12 protein-coding genes are annotated in these 16342 nt (G+C 72.6%); 9 read left to right on the forward strand and 3 right to left on the reverse strand.

Going from position 1 to position 16342, the window contains the following annotated elements:
• Positions 1-70 precede the first annotated feature (70 nt).
• The 4 genes from NQZ70_RS05045 to NQZ70_RS05060 all read left to right on the forward strand — a co-directional run bounded on the left by NQZ70_RS05045 (position 71) and on the right by NQZ70_RS05060 (position 7005).
• Entirely contained in the window at positions 71-1309 is a 1239-nt protein-coding gene (locus NQZ70_RS05045) for a YncE family protein (protein ID WP_129573198.1), read from the forward strand.
• A gap of 461 nt (positions 1310-1770) precedes the next feature.
• Complete coding sequence (locus NQZ70_RS05050) at positions 1771-3906, forward strand: arylsulfatase (protein WP_272827842.1); 2136 nt, start codon at positions 1771-1773, stop codon at positions 3904-3906.
• Between the two features lie 92 nt (positions 3907-3998).
• On the forward strand, positions 3999-6281 hold the full coding sequence (locus tag NQZ70_RS05055) for a multiheme c-type cytochrome (RefSeq protein WP_129573199.1): 2283 nt from the start codon (positions 3999-4001) through the stop codon (positions 6279-6281).
• Between the two features lie 91 nt (positions 6282-6372).
• Positions 6373-7005 (forward strand): MarC family protein, encoded by a 633-nt coding sequence (locus NQZ70_RS05060; RefSeq protein ID WP_129573200.1) that lies wholly within the window; start codon positions 6373-6375, stop codon positions 7003-7005.
• Positions 7006-7030: 25 nt separating this feature from the next.
• Here the strand turns inward: NQZ70_RS05060 and NQZ70_RS05065 are convergent, their stop codons facing one another.
• The 3 genes from NQZ70_RS05065 to NQZ70_RS05075 all read right to left on the reverse strand — a co-directional run bounded on the left by NQZ70_RS05065 (position 7031) and on the right by NQZ70_RS05075 (position 8956).
• Positions 7031-7453, reverse strand: a complete 423-nt coding sequence (locus NQZ70_RS05065; protein WP_129573201.1) for a PAS domain-containing protein — start codon at positions 7451-7453, stop codon at positions 7031-7033.
• A 145-nt stretch (positions 7454-7598) separates the two neighbouring features.
• Entirely contained in the window at positions 7599-8507 is a 909-nt protein-coding gene (locus NQZ70_RS05070; RefSeq protein ID WP_129573202.1) for an NmrA family NAD(P)-binding protein, read from the reverse strand.
• Positions 8504-8956, reverse strand: coding sequence for a nuclear transport factor 2 family protein (locus tag NQZ70_RS05075; RefSeq protein ID WP_129573203.1), 453 nt, complete (start codon positions 8954-8956; stop codon positions 8504-8506). Before NQZ70_RS05075 ends, NQZ70_RS05070 begins: the two co-directional genes overlap by 4 nt.
• Before the next feature lie 136 nt (positions 8957-9092).
• Here NQZ70_RS05075 and NQZ70_RS05080 point away from each other — a divergent pair, with 136 nt between their 5' ends.
• The 5 genes from NQZ70_RS05080 (at position 9093) to NQZ70_RS05100 (ending at position 16339) form a co-directional block, all read left to right on the forward strand.
• Entirely contained in the window at positions 9093-10031 is a 939-nt protein-coding gene (locus tag NQZ70_RS05080; RefSeq protein WP_129573204.1) for an AraC family transcriptional regulator, read from the forward strand.
• A 544-nt stretch (positions 10032-10575) separates the two neighbouring features.
• The gene (locus NQZ70_RS05085) at positions 10576-11547 is read left to right on the forward strand and encodes a leucine-rich repeat domain-containing protein (RefSeq protein ID WP_237245049.1); all 972 of its coding nucleotides are present in this window, start codon (positions 10576-10578) and stop codon (positions 11545-11547) included.
• Positions 11548-11967: 420 nt separating this feature from the next.
• Positions 11968-13653: a right-handed parallel beta-helix repeat-containing protein gene (locus tag NQZ70_RS05090; RefSeq protein WP_165373792.1), complete on the forward strand. Its 1686-nt coding sequence runs from the start codon at positions 11968-11970 to the stop codon at positions 13651-13653.
• A gap of 273 nt (positions 13654-13926) precedes the next feature.
• Positions 13927-15147, forward strand: a complete 1221-nt coding sequence (gene cml / locus NQZ70_RS05095) for a CmlA/FloR family chloramphenicol efflux MFS transporter (protein ID WP_257792785.1) — start codon at positions 13927-13929, stop codon at positions 15145-15147.
• Between the two features lie 271 nt (positions 15148-15418).
• Positions 15419-16339 carry an NAD(P)/FAD-dependent oxidoreductase gene (locus tag NQZ70_RS05100; protein ID WP_237245050.1) on the forward strand — a complete coding sequence of 307 codons (921 nt, stop codon included), beginning with the start codon at positions 15419-15421 and terminating at the stop codon, positions 16337-16339.
• Positions 16340-16342 lie beyond the last annotated feature (3 nt).

Consider the following 16342-nt stretch of genomic DNA (forward strand, 5'->3'; position numbering starts at 1 on the left):
CCGCGTCCAGCGCGGGCGGCTGCTAGGATGCGGAGGGGCCGGGCTGGCGGCGCTCGTCTCGAGGTCATCCATGGTCATCGCGCGATTCCTGGGTTGCGCGCTCGCGGCGGCGACGCTGGCGAGCTGCAGCGACCCCGATCCCATCATCGAAGTTCGCTACGGTGCTTACGAGGGCGACCCCTATCCGAACCGGCGTCCGGAGATCGTGATCCCGGACGGCGGAATGGGCGTGGTGACCGATAGCCTCTCCGATACCATCTCCCTCATCGCGCTCGAGACCGGCGAGCGGTTCGGCGTCCGCCCCGTGGGCCGCGAGCCCGTGACGATCGATGGGCCTCACCGCGTGGCCGTGGACGCCGCGGGCGGCGCGCTCTACGTCGCGCTGTCGTACCCCGACACCGCCGGCTCGACCGGCCCCCACGCGGTGCACGGCGGGAGCGCGGTGGCCGGCTATGTCCAGAAGCTCGCGCTCGACGACCTGCGCATCCTCGGGCAGGTGCGCGTCGAGGCCAACCCGGGCGACCTCGCGATCTCGGAGGACGGCGGGCGCGTGGTGGTCTCTCATTTCGATCTCAAGCGCGCGCTCGACAACCCGGAGGACATCGAGGCGGCCCGCTCGTCGCTCGCGATCGTGGATCCGGACGCGGTCTTGCCCCATGGCTCGGCCGAGCCGACGCGCATCCCGGTCTGCAAGGCCGCGAACGGGATCGCCCTCTCGCGGCCGGACGGCGCCCGGGCCTACGTCGCCTGTTATGGCGACGACGCCCTCGCGATCGTCGACCTGACGGACCCGGACGCCGAGGTGAAGCTCGTCCCCGTCGGGCCGCCCCTCCCGGCCGACGCCCACGCGTCGTCCTACGGGCCCTACGCCGCCGTCATGTCGCCCGATCAGAAGACCATCGCCGTGAGCAACACGGATAGCAGGGATGTGCGCTTCTTCGATGTCGCGTCGGGGACGTTCGACGAGTCCAAGACGATCCTCACGATCGGCGCGCCCTATTTCGCCGCGTGGACCCCTGACGGGAGCGCCATCTACGTACCGACGCAGGTCCCCGACACGATCGCGCGGATCGGCATGACCCCGGACGACCGCAGCGCCGTCTCCCGGAACATCAGCGAGGAATGCGTGAGGCCGCACCTCGCGGAGCTCGACGAGGAGCACGGGCTCTTCATCGTCTGCGAGGGCGACAAGACCGTGACGCCGGGCAAGGTGCTCCGGCTCGATCCCGAGACGCTGGAGACGCGCAGCGAGGCCGAGGTGGGCCTCTTTCCCGACGCGTTCGCGCGCGTCGCGGCGGGGGCGCGATGAGGGCCCGACGGCGCCACCGGCAACCCGGGCAGCTGGCCGATCGGCTCGGGGCGCGAAAATCGTCTTGTATAACGCCATGGTTTCCGTTATAGCGGACGCATGTCTCTTTCCCTCGTTGCCGCGCGGACGTTCGGTTCTCGCCTAGGGGCCCCAGGCGCGTGGCGTCGAACGAGCGCTTGCCCTTGTCGCTGTAGTTAGCCGCATGCGCCGTGGCGCGAGCTGCGGCGAGGAGAACAGCGAGGCAGCGCGCCCGTGTTCACGGCGACGCGTCACGCTGTCGAGCGTCGTGACGGCCGAGCCACGCGGCTCGTCACCGTCGGAGTCCGCCCTTCTCGTGGCGCGCCGGCTGAGCTTTGGCCAGCGCGCGAACGAGGCGTCCCTTCGGGATAAGGGCGGGAGCTCGCTTCCGACGACGTTCGACTCCGGCATGCGGCGCTTTCAGCACTCCTGAGGAGACAGGTATGAAGCGGCTTTTCGGACGTCATCGATGGATTGGTTCGGCGCTCGCGAGCGGGCCCTGGTTGTTTGCCGTGCTGCTCGGCCCGATCGGCTGCGGGAGCGACGACGACTCGGGCAGCGGCGGCAGCGTCGGTCACGCCGGCAGCTCGAGCAGCGGGACGGGCGGCGCCGGCGGCGGGACGGGCGGCGCCGGCGGCGGGACGGGCGGCGCCGGCGGCGGGACGGGCGGCGCCGGCGGCGGGACGGGCGGCGCCGGCGGCGGTGGCGGCTCGGGTGAAGCTGGCGCGGCGGGCGAAGGCGGCGGCGGTGCAGCGGGCTCGGGCGGCGCCGGCGGGCAAGGCGGTGCAGTGGGCTCGGGCGGCGCCGGCGGGGAAGGCGGTGCCGCAGGCGGAGGCGGCGCCGGCGGGCAAGGCGGTGCCGCGGGCGGAGGCGGCGCTGGCGGGGAAGGCGGTGCAGCGGGCTCGGGCGGCGCCGGCGGGCAAGGCGGTGCAGTGGGCTCGGGCGGCGCTGGCGGGGAAGGCGGTGCCGCGGGCGGAGGCGGCGCGGGCGGAGGCGGCACGGGCGCCGAGCTGCCCAACATCGTCACCATCGTGGCCGACGATCTGGGCTTCTCGGACCTCGGCGCGTTCGGCGGCGAGATCAGCACCCCGAACCTCGATACGCTCGCCGCCGAAGGCCGCATCCTCACCGGGCATCGCTCCGGATCGCTGTGCGCGCCCACCCGCGCGATGCTGGTCTCCGGCACCGACAGCCACTCCGTCGGGCTGGGTCGCATGGGCGGCGGCACTGGACCGCAAGCAGGGCAGCCCGGCTACGAGGGCCACCTGACCGACAACGCGCTGTCCGTCGCCGAGATCCTGAAAGACGCCGGTTACCACACGTACATCGCCGGCAAGTGGCACCTCGGCGACGACGAGGATCAGAGCCCGCCGGCGCGCGGCTTCGAGAGATCGTACGTCCTGCTCGGCGGCGTGGCGGCGTTCTTCAACGAGTACGCCGACCCGCCGACGACCGCGCAGACGCGGCTCTATCGCGAGGACGGCGTGCACACGCAGCCGCCGCGCGGCTTCTATGCGACCGAGCTCTACACGGACAAGCTCATCCAGTACATCGAGAGCAACCGCGCCGACGGCAAGCCGTTCTTCGCGTTCGCGACGTACACCGCGCCGCACTGGCCGCTCCAGGCGCCGCCCGAGTACATCGACAGGTACAGCGGCCGCTACGACGCGGGCTACGACGCCATCCGCGAGCAGCGCCTCGCGCGGCTCAAGAGCCGCGGCATCATCCCCGAATCGTTCACGCCGAACCCGCGCTTGCCGAGCGACGGCACCAATCCGAAAACCTGGGAGCAGCTGACCCCGGAGGAGCGGATCTACGAAGCGCGGCGCATGGAGATCTACGCCGCCATGGTCGAGAACCTCGACGCCAACATCGGCAGGTTGATCCAGTACCTCAAGCGGGTGGGCGAGTACGAGAACACCTTCATCTTCTTCCAGTCCGACAACGGCGCGGAAGGTGGCAATCGCGAGGGCTTCGCCGCGAGCGACCCGAGCCGCTCCGGGCCGGTGGTGAACACGCTCGAGAACCTGGGTCGACCGGGTTCGTACATCGGCGTCGGGCCCCGCTGGGCCGAGGTGAGCGCCACGCCGTTCCGGCTGTGGAAGAGCTACACGACCGAAGGCGGCGTCGCCGTTCCGGCCATCGCACGCCTGCCGGGACAGCACCACGCCAAGCCGCAGTTCGACGGGACCACGCACGTGGTCGACTTCCTGCCGACCGTGCTCGAGCTGGCCGGAGTGCCCAATCCGGGGAACACCTACAAGGGCAGGGAAGTCGTGCCGATCAGCGGGCGCTCGATCCTGCCGGTGCTCGACGATCGGGCGACCGCCGTGCGCGCGCCCGGTGAGGCGTTGATTTGGGAGCACGGAAACCACCGCTACGTGATCCGCGACAACTGGAAGCTCTTGTGGCTCGGCGCGCCCTACGGCCCGACGCCGCGCGCCTGGACGCTGTACGATCTGGCCACCGACCGCGGCGAGATCAACGACGTGTCCGCGGCGCATCCGGAGGTGGCGGCCGAGCTCGCCGCCGCGTGGACGCAGTACGCCAAAGGCCGCCGCGTCATCCTCACCGAGTAGATCTCCGAGTAAACGCGCATCGCGCCGCGCGCGAGACCCGGGCGTCACTGCACGACCCGGGCCTCGCGGCGGCGCTCGCCTCCGCTCCGCCCATGGCTGACTCCCGACCCGTTCGCTGGTGGCCCATCGCCGCCCTGATCCTGGCGCTCGCCGGGCTCGCGGTCTGGCGCGCGCCCACCGGCGCATCGTCCCTCACGCCGGCCGACGCCTCCACGGCGAGCGCTCCGGGCGCGGCGCACGGCGACGCCGCGAAAGCCTCGTCGGTTTCCGCACGGCCGGCAGGCCCGGCGGAGCGCTCGCCGGAGCGCGCAGCGGCCGACTTCGTCGGCAGCGACCGCTGCGCGCCCTGCCACGCCGAGGAGCACGCCGCGTGGCGGGGCTCGCAGCACGCGCGGGCCATGCAGCACGCGAGCGCCGCCACCGTGCTCGGGGACTTCGAGGGGGCGCGCCTGCGTTACGCCGGGCAGGTCCACCGCTTCGATCGCCAGGACGGCAAATACTGGGTCACCACGGACGGCCCCGATGGCCAGCTGCACCGCTACGAGGTGCTGTACACCTTCGGCGTCGAGCCGCTCCAGCAGTACCTCGTCGCCGGCCCGGGCGGACGCTTGCAGGCGCTGCCGTTCGCGTGGGACGCGCGCCCCCGGGCGCGCGGCGGGCAGCGCTGGTACCACCTGCACGAGCGCGACAGCGTGCGCGCGGGCGACGTGCTGCACTGGACCGCCGCCAGCCAGAACTGGAATCACATGTGCGCCGAGTGCCACTCGACGCACGTCACGAAAGGATACGACGCGGCCGAGGACCGCTTCACCACCACCTGGTCCGAGATCAGCGTCGGGTGCGAGGGCTGCCACGGCGGCGGCGCGCGCCACCTCGACTGGGCCGAGGCGCGGCCGCCGGACCCCTCGAAGGACCTCGACGTGCGCTTCGACGAGCGTCAGAACGCCACGTGGACGCGGCTGCCCAGCGGCACCGCGCGGCGCGACAAGGGCCCCTCGAGCGGCACCGAGAGCGCCACGTGCGCGCTCTGCCACAGCCGCCGCGAGAGCCTCTCGCAGCCGTTCCGGCACGGCGCCCCGCTGCTCGACAGCGTCGCGCTCGAGCTGCTGACCGCGCCCTTCTACACGCCCGACGGCGTGATGAGCGACGAAGTCTTCACCTACGGCTCGTTCCAGCAGAGCAAGATGGCGAGCGCCGGCGTGACGTGCAGCGATTGCCACGAGCCGCACTCCGGCCGCCTGCGCGCCGAGGGCAACGGCGTGTGCGCGTCCTGCCACGAACCGGCGCGCTTCGATGTCCCCGAGCATCACCACCACGCCGCGAACGCCGCCGCCGCGCCCGGCGCGCCCGGCGCTCCGCGCTGCGTCGATTGCCACATGCCGGCGCGCACGTACATGGGCGTCGACGTCCGTCACGATCACGGCTTCCGCGTGCCTCGGCCGGATCTCTCGGTCCGCCTCGGGATCCCGAGCCCATGCGCCGACTGCCACGCGCAGAAGCCCGCGAGCTGGTCCGCCGACGCGGTGCGAGCCTGGCTCGGCCGCCCGGCGCACGGCTACCAGGGGTACGCCGAGGCCTTCGCGCGCGCGCGCGCCGCGCCCGGCGACCCGGCCGCCGCCGCCGAGCTCCAGCGGATCGCGGAGGACCGCGCCCTCCCCGCCATCGCGCGCGCCACCGCGCTCGCCTCGCTGCGCGCCGCCCCGACGGCCGCGTCGCTCGCCGTCCTCCGCGCCGCGCTCGCCGATCCCGACCCGCTGCTCCGGCGCGCTGCGCTCAGCGCGCTGGAGGGCTACGACCCTCGCCGCATCGCGGCCGTCGCCGCGCCGCTCCTCGCCGATCCGGTGCGCGGCGTGCGCGTCGAAGCCGCGCGCCTGCTCGCGGGCGTCGACCTCGGCGCCTTGCCCGAGCGCGCCGCGCGGCACCTGGACGGGGCGTTGCGCGAGTACATCGCCACGCAAACCCTCCACGCCGATCGCGCCGAAGCCCAGAACAACCTGGGGCTCGTCTTCTCCCGCACCGGCAAGCCGCGCGACGCCGAGCAGGCCTACCTCGCCGCGCTCCGCATCGAGCCCGGCTACGTCCCCACCTACGTGAACCTCGCCGACCTCTATCGCGTGCTCGGGCGCGACGCGGACGGCGTCGCGCTGCTCCGGCGCGGCGTCGCCCGCCTCCCCGAGCAGGCCGAGCTGCTCCACGCGCTGGGCCTCGCCCTGGTCCGGCAAGGCCACCGAGACAACGCGCTCGAGCCGCTGAAACGCGCCGCCGAGCTCGCGCCCGAGCAGGCGCGCTTCCAGATCGTCTACCAGGCCGCGCTGGCCGCCTTGCGGCCATCCGGCCCGGCGCCTCACGCCCAGCCCCCTCTCGGGCGGCCATGAGCTCCCTGGCCGCGCGTCCGCGCCGCTAGCGCGGCCGTCGACGATGTGGGAGAGCGTCAGGCCCGCGGGATCCGCGACGCTTCCGGTGAGCATGGCCAATTACGTCTCGGTCTTCCTCGTGTCGCTGTCGGCGATCTTCTTCGTCGTGGATCCCATCGGCATCGTGCCGCTGTTCCTGACGATGACCGCCGGCGATCCCCCGGAGAAGGTGCGGCGCACGGCGCGGCGGGCGTGCGCCGTCGCCGGCGGGCTCATGCTCTTCTTCGCGCTCTTCGGCGGCGTCATCTTCAAGGTCTTCGGCGTCTCGCTGGGCGCGTTCCGCGTCGCGGGCGGCCTCCTCTTGCTCGTCACGGCGCTCGACATGCTGCGCGCCCGCTCCTCGGCGACGCGCACCACCCCGTCCGAGCAGCAGGAAGGCATCGAGAAGGAGGACGTGGCGCTCGTGCCGCTCGCCATGCCGCTGCTGGCCGGGCCGGGCGCCATCGCCACGGTGATGGTGCTGATGGCGCGCGGTGGCGACGACCCCGTGTCCATGGCGCTGGTGCTCGCCAGCGTGGCCATCACCTTCGCGGCCTCCTACCTCGTGCTGCGCGGCGCCGGGCTCGTGCAGCGGGCGCTCAAGGCGTCCGGCGTGGCCGTGCTCGAGCGCGTCATGGGCCTCATCCTGGCCGCCATCGCCGTGCAGTTCATGGCCGACGGCGTGAAGGAGCTCTGGCGCGGGTGACGGCCGCGCGGCGCAGCGCCGCGGATCACGTCGAGGGCTCCCCCGTGGAGCGGGGGCCCCGGAGCAGCTCACACCTCCGCTGCGCATAGACGGCCTCCGAGATGCAGGTCGTGAAGCAGCGCGTGTGGACGAACCGGCCGTCGCGCCGGAAGACGTTCGAGTTGATCAGCACGTGCCTCACGCTGCCGTCCTTGGCGAGCAGGCGGGCCGGATAGGAGAGCAGCTGACCGGCCCCCGCGAGGGCGGCCAGGATGTGGTCGATCGCGTCCCTGTCGATATAGAACTCCGCGACATGCCGATCGATGTACTCGTGAGGCGCGTAGCCGAGGAGCTCGAGCTCGAGCTTGTTCGCCCACAGGATCTTCCCGCGCGCGTCGACCAGGTGGACGCCCAAAGAGGCGTTGTCCAAGAAATCCTGCCAGTCCTCGAAACGACGCTGTGCCTGCATGATCCAGCGGCGCAGTCTGCCAGTCCCAGCACGGCAGACAAGGGGATCGGCAGGTGGGCGAGCGGTGGAGTCCGCGCCGCGAGGGCGGCGGCCGGCCGAGCCGGCGCGCGCTTCCGCGGCTCGGCCCGGTCCGGCCGGCGGGCGCCTACGCGGCCGGGCCGTCGCGGCGCGCGGCGGGCGCGCCGCGGAAGACGTGCGCGTGGGCGCGCGCGAGGTCGCGGAAGGCGCGCGGCGCGCGGCCGGTCACGCGCTGCACGGTGTCGGTGACGCGGTCCTCGGCGCCGTCGCGGATGGCGAGGTCGAGCCGCACGAGGAACGCGGCGTAGGGCGCGGGCATCCCCGAGCTCACGAGGTACGCGAGGGCGGCGTCCTCGTCGGCGCGGACGTGGCGTATCGGCCGGCCGGCGACCTCGGACAGGATGGCCGCCACGTCGTCGTGGCTGAGCGCCTCCGGACCGGTGATGACGTGCGCGGTGTCGTGGGGCGCCTCGTCGAGCAGCGCGCGCGCGGCGACCTCCGCGATGTCCTCGGCGTCGACGAAGCCGACGCGGCCGCCGCCGGCCGCGGTCGTGATCTCACCGGGCCCGACGATCCCCGCCCAGCGCGCGTGGCGCGGATCCACGAAGTTCTGCATGAACCACGACGGCTGGAGCACGGTCCACTCCGGCGCGCGCTCGCGGAGCGCGCGGTGGACGACGCCGAGGCCGGCGCTCCCCTCCGGCACGACCGACGCGCTGAGCAGCACGAGGCGGCGCACGCCGCCCGCGAGCGCGCGCTCGACGAAGGGCACCATGAGCGTCGAGGGGTCCTCGACCAGCGCGGGCGCCAGGAGGTACGCGCGATCGACGCCGCGGAGCGCCTCCTCGTGCGTCGCCGGGTCGGCCCAGTCGAAGCGCGCGTGCTCCACGCCGTCGCGGCCGGCGGGCGCCGTCCGGCTCGCGACGCGGACGCGCGCGCCGGCGGCCTCGAGCCGCGCGGCGATCGCCCGCCCGGTGGTGCCCGTCCCGCCGATGACGAGGACGCGCGGCGCGCCGCTCCCTGCGCGCGCGCTCACGGCGCCACCTCCCCACGCGCGGCGACCTCGCCGAAGGCCTCGAGGACGGGCGTCGGGTTCCAGTACTCGCGGTACCGCACGATCTTGCCGTCCCGCGTGGCGACGATCATCACGTAATTCTGCTCGTAGCGCTTGCCCGCGGGCAGGATGGTCGCCGAGCCGTGCACCTCGGCGATCGCGACGTCAGGGTCGGTCGTCGGATACCGCCGCGCGTCCAGGAGCGACAGGTCGCGGAAGCGCTCCAGGATGCCCTCGAAATAGCGCCGGATGGCCGGTTTGCCCTCGAATCGGCCCGGCACGCCGAGCCCGGTCGCATACGGGAACTCCACGATGGCGTCGTCGGCGAAGAGGTCGAGCCATCGCTCGGTGTCTCGGCCGATGAGGTCGAGGTGGGCGTCGAGCGCCTGCGCGGCGTCGAGCGGGCGGGGGTGCTGCAGAGGGTGAGTCATTCAAGGCCCCTTTCTTTCGTGGTGTCGACGGGGGGCAGCGTAGCCAGGCGGCGATCTCCGCGCGTCCGGCTCTCGGATCCGCGCGTCCACTTCGGCGGTGGCGGGGCCCGGCGCGTGCGGTAGAGTCGTGCTCACCATGTCTGCCGCGCTCGACGAGCTGGCCCGGAGCGTCGCGCTCCGCGAGACCGAGGTGATGCGCTTCGCGCTCGGCGAGCGCTGGGGCAAGCGGCAACCGGCGCGGCGCGCGTCCGCCCGGGTGTACGCGGCCAGGCGCGGCGGCGGGTGCATCGATGTGGCGCGGCGGCGTCTCGCGTTCGGCGCGGGAGAGCTCGTGTTCCTGCCGCGGGCCGACGAGCACACCATCCGCGATCGGCCGACGACGTCGCTCGCGCCCCCGGACGCCCTCTGCCGCGGGATTCACGCCGTGGCCGAAGGCGCCCTGGCGACGGAGGCCCCGGCGGACACGCACCTCGTCATCGTCGACCTGCACCTCGACGCCGCGGGCGCCCCGTGGCTCGCGCTGCTGCCGCCGGCGGTGCACGTCACCGGCGCGACGCCGGGGCTCGCGCGCTGGCTGACCGAGACGCTCGCGCTGCTCGCGGGCGCGCCGGACCTGTCGCCTGCGCTGCGCCGCTCGATCGGCGAGACGTGGGCTCACGCGCTGTTCGCGAGCGCGCTGCGCGACCCCGGGGCGTCGCTGCCGCGGGCCGAGGCGCTCCGGGATGAGCCGGTCGTGGCCGCGCTCGCGCGGGTGCGCGCCTCGCCCGAGCGCGCGTGGGAGCTCGCGGAGCTCGCGCGGCAGGCCGGGCTCTCGCGCTCGGCGTTCGCGGCGCGCGCGACGGCGCTCCTCGGCGAGCCGCTCGGCCACCACGTGCGCCGGCTGCGCCTCCAGCGCGCCGCGGTGCTGCTCGGCGAGACGACGCTCCCCGTGAAGCTCGTCGCCGCGCGCGTCGGCTACGACAGCGAGCCCGCCTTCGCGCGGGCCTTCGCGCGGGCCCACGGCGTGAGCCCCGTCGGGTACCGGCAGGCGAGGCGGCGAGAGGACGGCGCGCCCGAGGTCCGTCGCGCGGGGTGACGGGCGCGGGAGCGCCGGAGCGCGGCGCGGCGGGCCTCGCGCCGGCGCGGCTCCGGACCCCGAGCACGCGCCGGCAGCGGCGCGGCGGCGCGGCGGCGCGGCGGCACGCTGGCACGCTGGCACGCTGGCACGCTGGCACGCTGGCACATGCGTCCGCGCGGTAGCGCGCGAGCGCTCGCGGGCCCGGGCGCTCCGCGGGTCCCGGGGCTCGTCGCTCCTCAAGGCCGGAGCGACGCGCAGGCATGGATGGCATCTCTCATGCTTCGAGAGGTGCACTTCCTTTTTATGCAGCTTGCCTGCCGATGCCCCGTGCTCGACGGGGCGGCGCTCCGTCTGGCTTTTTACAGGACGAGGAGATATGTACAACGTAGACAGCGTCGGCCGATGGTTGGGTATTGCGCTCCTGGCAGGAGCGGCGGGTACCGGGTGCGGGTGGACCGCCGTTGATCCGGTGCCTGGCGCAACCAGTTCGGGTGATCCTGCTGGCGTCACCACCGGGGAGGGCGTCACGACCGGTGAGGGCGCGGGCGGGTCAACGGACGCTGTGGAGGAGCCAGGGCCGGGCGGCAGCGGCGGTGGCGGTGCCGGCGGCACGAGTGGCATTGGCGGCGGTGGCGGCGCCGGCGGCACGGGTGGCGTTGGCGGCGAGGGCGTGGGCGGCGGCGGCGGCGCGGGCGGCGGCGGAGCCGGAGGCGGCGAGGCGTGCGCCGGACCGCTCGCATTCGCCGATCCGGCGCTCGAGGCAGCCGTGCGCGAGTCCGTGGGGATGCCGGACGGCCTCCTCCTCCCGGCCGACGTCGCGTCGCTCGACTACATCGACGCCAGGTACCGCGGCGTCCAGTCGCTCTCTGGCCTCGAATGCATCCGCTCGCTCACGGCGCTGGACCTCACCTCGAACCTCGTGACCGACCTCACGCCGCTGTCCTCGCTCACGGAGCTGCGCTACCTCAACGTCGACGCCAACCTGATCTCGGACCTCGCGCCGCTGTCCTCGCTCCTCCAGCTGGAGCACCTGAATCTGTCGAGCAACGAGATCTCGGACGTAACAGTCGTCGGCGCGATGACCGAGCTGCTCACCTTGCGGCTCATCTCGAATCCGATCAGCGATCTCGGACCGCTCGGCTCGCTGGCGAAGCTCACCCAGCTGTATCTCGGCGGCTCCCCGCTCCCGACGCTGGCGCCGCTGGGTGGCCTGGAGGCGCTCCACGTCCTCGTGGCGAACGAGGCGGAGATCAGCGACATCTCGGCCCTGTCGACGATGACGAACCTGCGCCAGGCGATGCTCGCGAACAACCACATCTCCGATCTGTCTCCGCTCGCGAGCCTTCCTCACCTGTTCTACGTCACGCTCTCGAGCAACTGGGTATCCGACCTGTCGCCCCTCGCCGAAAACCCGAGCTTCGGCGCAGGAGTCTCCATGATCGTGGAAGGCAACCCGATCGACTGCGCCGCTCAGGCGAGCAACATCGCCGAGCTCACGGCGCGTGGGACGCGCCTCTTCTCGAGCTGTCCGTGACGCCGCCCCCACGCGAGGCAGAAGACGAGCGCGGCTGCACGTCGTGCGGTCCTGATCGCGCTGAAGACGACCTAGAACACCGACCACGTTGATCGACCGAGATATGAACCGCCAAGGACGCCAAGAACGCCAAGAAGAAAACAAGATCTTGGCGCCTCGGCGGCTCGAATTGCTGCTCTTCCGAGCGGTTTCAACCCGCTCGTCCCTCGAAGTTTCCCCAGGGAGCACCGGCAGGCGCTCGTGGGAGACGAGGGCACATCTGAGGATGTGCTGGTCGCACCTGATACCCTCACTCCCGCATGACCTCCGGATCGAGCGTGGGCCCGCGCCCTCATCGTAGGGCGACGGACACCCGGAATCTCAAGCCTGCCTCGGAGGGACCGCGTTCCACGGCGCGGCCTCGAGCGTATTCTCCATTGCATGAGGCAAAGCGCGAGGATAGGGGCCCTGCTCGTCGCGATGGCGGCGTGCGGCGGCGAGGAGGCGATGTCCGCGGCCGGCGCCGGAGGCGCCTCGGCGGGCGCGGGCAGCGCCGGCGGGGCCACCGGGCCCGGCGGGGCGAGCGGCGCCGGGGCCGGCGGGGAGGCGCCGGGCGTCCCGTCTTACGGCCGCTTCGGCGAGCCCACGACCACCTTCACGTTGCCGGCGCCGGCCCCGAAGGAGGGCGAGCGCCCCGCGATCGCGGTCCCCGATCTGGCCGAGGCGTTCCCGGAGGTCGACTGGAGCGCGCTCGATCGGCTCTACATCCCGGCCGGCGAGTACCGGAGCATCCTGCTCGGCGGCCTGCCCGAGCGCGGCGCCGAGCGCCCGCTCGTCATCACGAACCTCGGAGGCCAGGTCAAGGTCGGCGGCGACGCCGCCAATCACCTGTTCGTGCTGAAGGGCGGCAAGGGCTGGATCCTGACCGGCCGCCACGATCCCGTCTCGAAGACCGGCGACGAGGGGTTCCGCGGGCACGCCGAGGGCGGTTTCGCCCACAGCCAGGGGAGGTACGGCATCTTCATCGACGACGCGTTCAGCAAGGAGGGCCTGTCCGGGCTGGCCATCGGCGGCGGTGCGACGGATTTCGAGCTGGAGGTCATCGAGGTCGCGCGCGTCGAGTTCGCCGGGGTCATCGCCAAGACCGACGACGACGGGCAGGCCACGATGCGCAACGTGAAGGTCCACGACCTGTACGTGCACGACGTCGGGTCCGAGGGCATCTATTTCGGCAGCACGCAGGCGCAGCCGCAGCACGCGTTCGAGCGCCTCGAGGTGTACGACAACCGGTTTCTCCGCACCGGCACCGAGGCGCTGCAGGTCGGCCAGCTCGGGTCCGATTGCGAGATCCACCACAACGTCCTCGGGCCCGGGGCGGTCCGGTGGCGGTCGGCGTTCGACCATTACCAGGACGGCAACGTGCAGTTCGGCCAGCGCTACGGCAGCTCGACCTTCCACCACAACATCGTGATCGGGACGGGTGACCTCTTCGTCGAGGTGTTCCCGACGCGCGTGGACCAGGACCCGCGCTCGCCCGGGGACACGATCTCGTTCACGGACAACTACTTCGCCGACACCTCGCTCAGCGGCGTGTACACGCACGCGGTGGACACCGGGGCCACGATACGGTTCGAGCGCAACGTGTTCCTGGGGTTCCACTTCAACTACGGCGAGGTGTACCCCGACACGGAGGAGCCGGTGCAGGTCTTCGGCGTGGGGAGCAACGCGCCCAATCCGCACATCCTCCGGGACAACCGGGTGGACGGGCCCTACCCGTTCATCAAGTGGCTCTTCGACAGCGTGACGGCCGAAGACAACCCCACGGTCGCGGTGCCCCGGGCGCGCTTCCGCGACTTCATGGCGGGCGCCATCGACGAGAACTACCGCCGCCTGGAGTGGTGGACCGACCGCGCGACGCTCAGCCCGGACGAGCGCGCCGTGGTGTACCCGAAGGGCGCCTATGTCCTCCACCAGGGCGCGCTCTACGAGGCGCTCGAGGAGAGCCAGGGCAAGCAGCCCGACCAGCACCCCGACGCGTGGCGCGCGCTCCCGCCCCCCGCGGACGACGTTCGCCTGAGCGCCGACTCGCCGCACCAGGGGCTCGGCGTCCGCTGGCCGCCCTCGTGAGGCGAAGCGCGGGTCATCGCCGCATGGCCGCCGGGGTCGAGCCCTCGTGATCCCTCGACGAGCCTCTCGATCACCGCTATTCTCTCGCCGCCTGCAACGAACGCAGGCCAAGGTGTAAGGATGGATACAGCCCAGTCAGACGATTGAGCCGCAGCAACCCCTGAAATCGTTGCTGCGGCCATCTGCTCTCGATCGTCCGACGCGTGCCGTCCTGGAGGCAGATCGCCGCCGAATGTCCACCATTTGCGCGGGTGTATCGTCGTGCCTCGAAATCTGCCAACACATTGGAATCTCTCGCTGTCCGCAGCGCTGCTGCTGATGGCCCCGTTCGACCTCTTGGCCTCGCTGGCCATGGATGTCTATCTGCCGGTGGTGCCGAGCATGCCAGGCATCCTCGGCACGTCGCCGTCGGTCGTTCAGCTGACGTTGAGCCTCTACATGGTCGTCCTGGGCGCGGGACAGCTCGTGTTCGGGCCGATCTCGGACAGGGTGGGTCGACGGCCGGTCCTGCTCGGCGGTGCTGCCTTGTTTGCCGCCGCGTCGTACCTGCTCGCGGGCACCGAGTCCGCCGCGGTGTTCGTCGCCCTCCGCGTCCTCCAGGCGCTGGGCGCGGCCGCGGCGCTCGTCGCGACGTTCGCGACGGTGCGCGACGTCTACGCGGAGCGCGCCGAGGGGGCGGTGATCTACAGCCTGTTCGGCTCGATGCTGGCGTTCGTGCCCGCGCTCGGTCCCGTGATCGGCGCGCTGCTCGCGGACCATTTCGGCTGGCGCGCGATCTTCGTCGCGCTCGGCGCCGCCGCCACCGCGGCCGCGCTGAACGCGGCGCCGCGGTGGCACGAGACGCGGCCCCTGCACGCGTCGAAGCCGCGAGCGGCGTTTGGCGAGATCCTGGCGGACGCCTCGTTCTGGACCTACACGCTCGGCTTCAGCGCGGCCATGGGCGCGTTCTTCGTCTTCTTCTCGACGGCGTCGCGCGTCCTGATCGATCGAGCGGGCTTCTCGCAGCTCACCTTCAGCCTCCTGTTTGCCACGGTCGCGCTCGTCATGATCGCGACGACCCGCTTCGCGAAGCGGTTCGTGGCGCGGTGGGGGAGGGCCGGGAGCCTCGTCCGCGGGATGGGAATGCTGCTCCTCGGAGCCGCGCTGCTGGTCGTCGGGCAGGTGATCGCCGCCCCGTCGTTCTGGACGTTCGTCCCGCCCATGTGGCTCATCGCGATCGGCATCGTCTTCGCGAATTCGGTGGCGGCCAACGGCGCGCTCCAGCGCTTCGGTCACGTCGCCGGCACCGCGACCGCGCTCTACTACTGCATCGAGAGCCTCATCGTGGGGATCGTCGGAACGACGCTGGTCGTCCTGCTGCCCGGGGACACGGCATGGCCGCTCTCGGCCTATTGCACGCTCATGGCCGTGGTCGTGCTGGGCCTCGTCCGGCGGGTGGAGCGGTCCCCGGCGACCGCCGTCTCGCCGGATCCGGCGCGCGCTCGCGAAACGTAAGATATCTCGTCAGCGGGAGGAGGAGCCCCTCCTCCTCCCGCTCCAGCCGACTCCCATCGAAAACCTCGTCGATCGGACCGAAAACCCCGCCCTTCAGGGGCTCGGCGCGGGGAGCTACGACGGGGACATGGCGAACGAGACCGACGACCCGCTGCTCACGCGACGCGCGTGGCTTCAGGCGAGCGCGGCGCTCGGCACCGCCCTGGCCGTCCCGGGCTGCGCATCGGGTTGCGGAGCTTCGCGACCACCATCCTCTGCGAGGAAAGCCAACATGTCATACGACGTCGTCATCGTGGGAGGCGGTCCCGCCGGGCTCTCCGCCGCTCTGGCCCTCGGCCGCGCGCGCAAGCGTGTCCTGCTCTGCGATGCGGGGGCTCGCAGGAACGCGGCTGCCGAGCACATCCACAACTTCGTCACGCGCGACGGGACGCCGCCGGACGAGTTCCGGGCGATCGGCCGCCGAGAGCTCGCGACGTACCCGAGCGTGGAGGCGCGCGACCTCCGGATAGAGGCCATCGCCGGAAGACGTGGCGCATTCCAGGTCACCTTGGCGGCGGGCACGGTCGAGGCCCGCCGGGTCCTCCTCTGCACCGGGCTGATCGACGAGCCGCTGGCCATCGAGGGGTTCCGCGAGCTGTGGGGTCGTTCGATCCTTCAATGCCCCTACTGCCACGGATGGGAGGTCCAGGACCGGAGGTGGGGCTACCTGGCGCGAGGGGCGCAGTCGCTCCATTTCCCGCTCCTCTTGCGTGGATGGACGCGAGACGTCGTGGTCTTCACGAGCGGAGCGTTCGACGTCCCGGCGGACGTCCGCGCCCGCTTCAGCGCCGCGGGGATCCGCGTCGAGGCGCGGCCTGTCGCGCGCCTCGTCGCGCGCGAGGATCGGCTGGAGAGCGTCGAGCTCTCGGACGGCGCGGTGATCCCGTGCGAGGTGCTGTTCGCCCATCCACCGCAACGCCAGGTGGGCCTGGTCCGGGCGCTGGGCGTAGCCCTCGACGACGACGGCTTCGTGCAGGTCGACCCGGTGAGCCGCGAGACGTCCATCCCCGGCGTTTATGCGGGCGGGGATCTCGTGTCACGAATGCAAGGGGCGACCCTCGCGGCGGCGTCCGGGGTGCAGGCCGCGGCGATGCTCAACCACGAGCTCACGGCGGAGCTGGCGACCAGCGGCGGGCCATCAGGGCGGGAATGAGGA

This window comes from Sorangium sp. So ce836, assembly GCF_028553905.1.
In the GTDB taxonomy this organism is placed as follows: Bacteria; Myxococcota_A; Polyangia; order Polyangiales; family Polyangiaceae; genus Sorangium; species Sorangium cellulosum_D.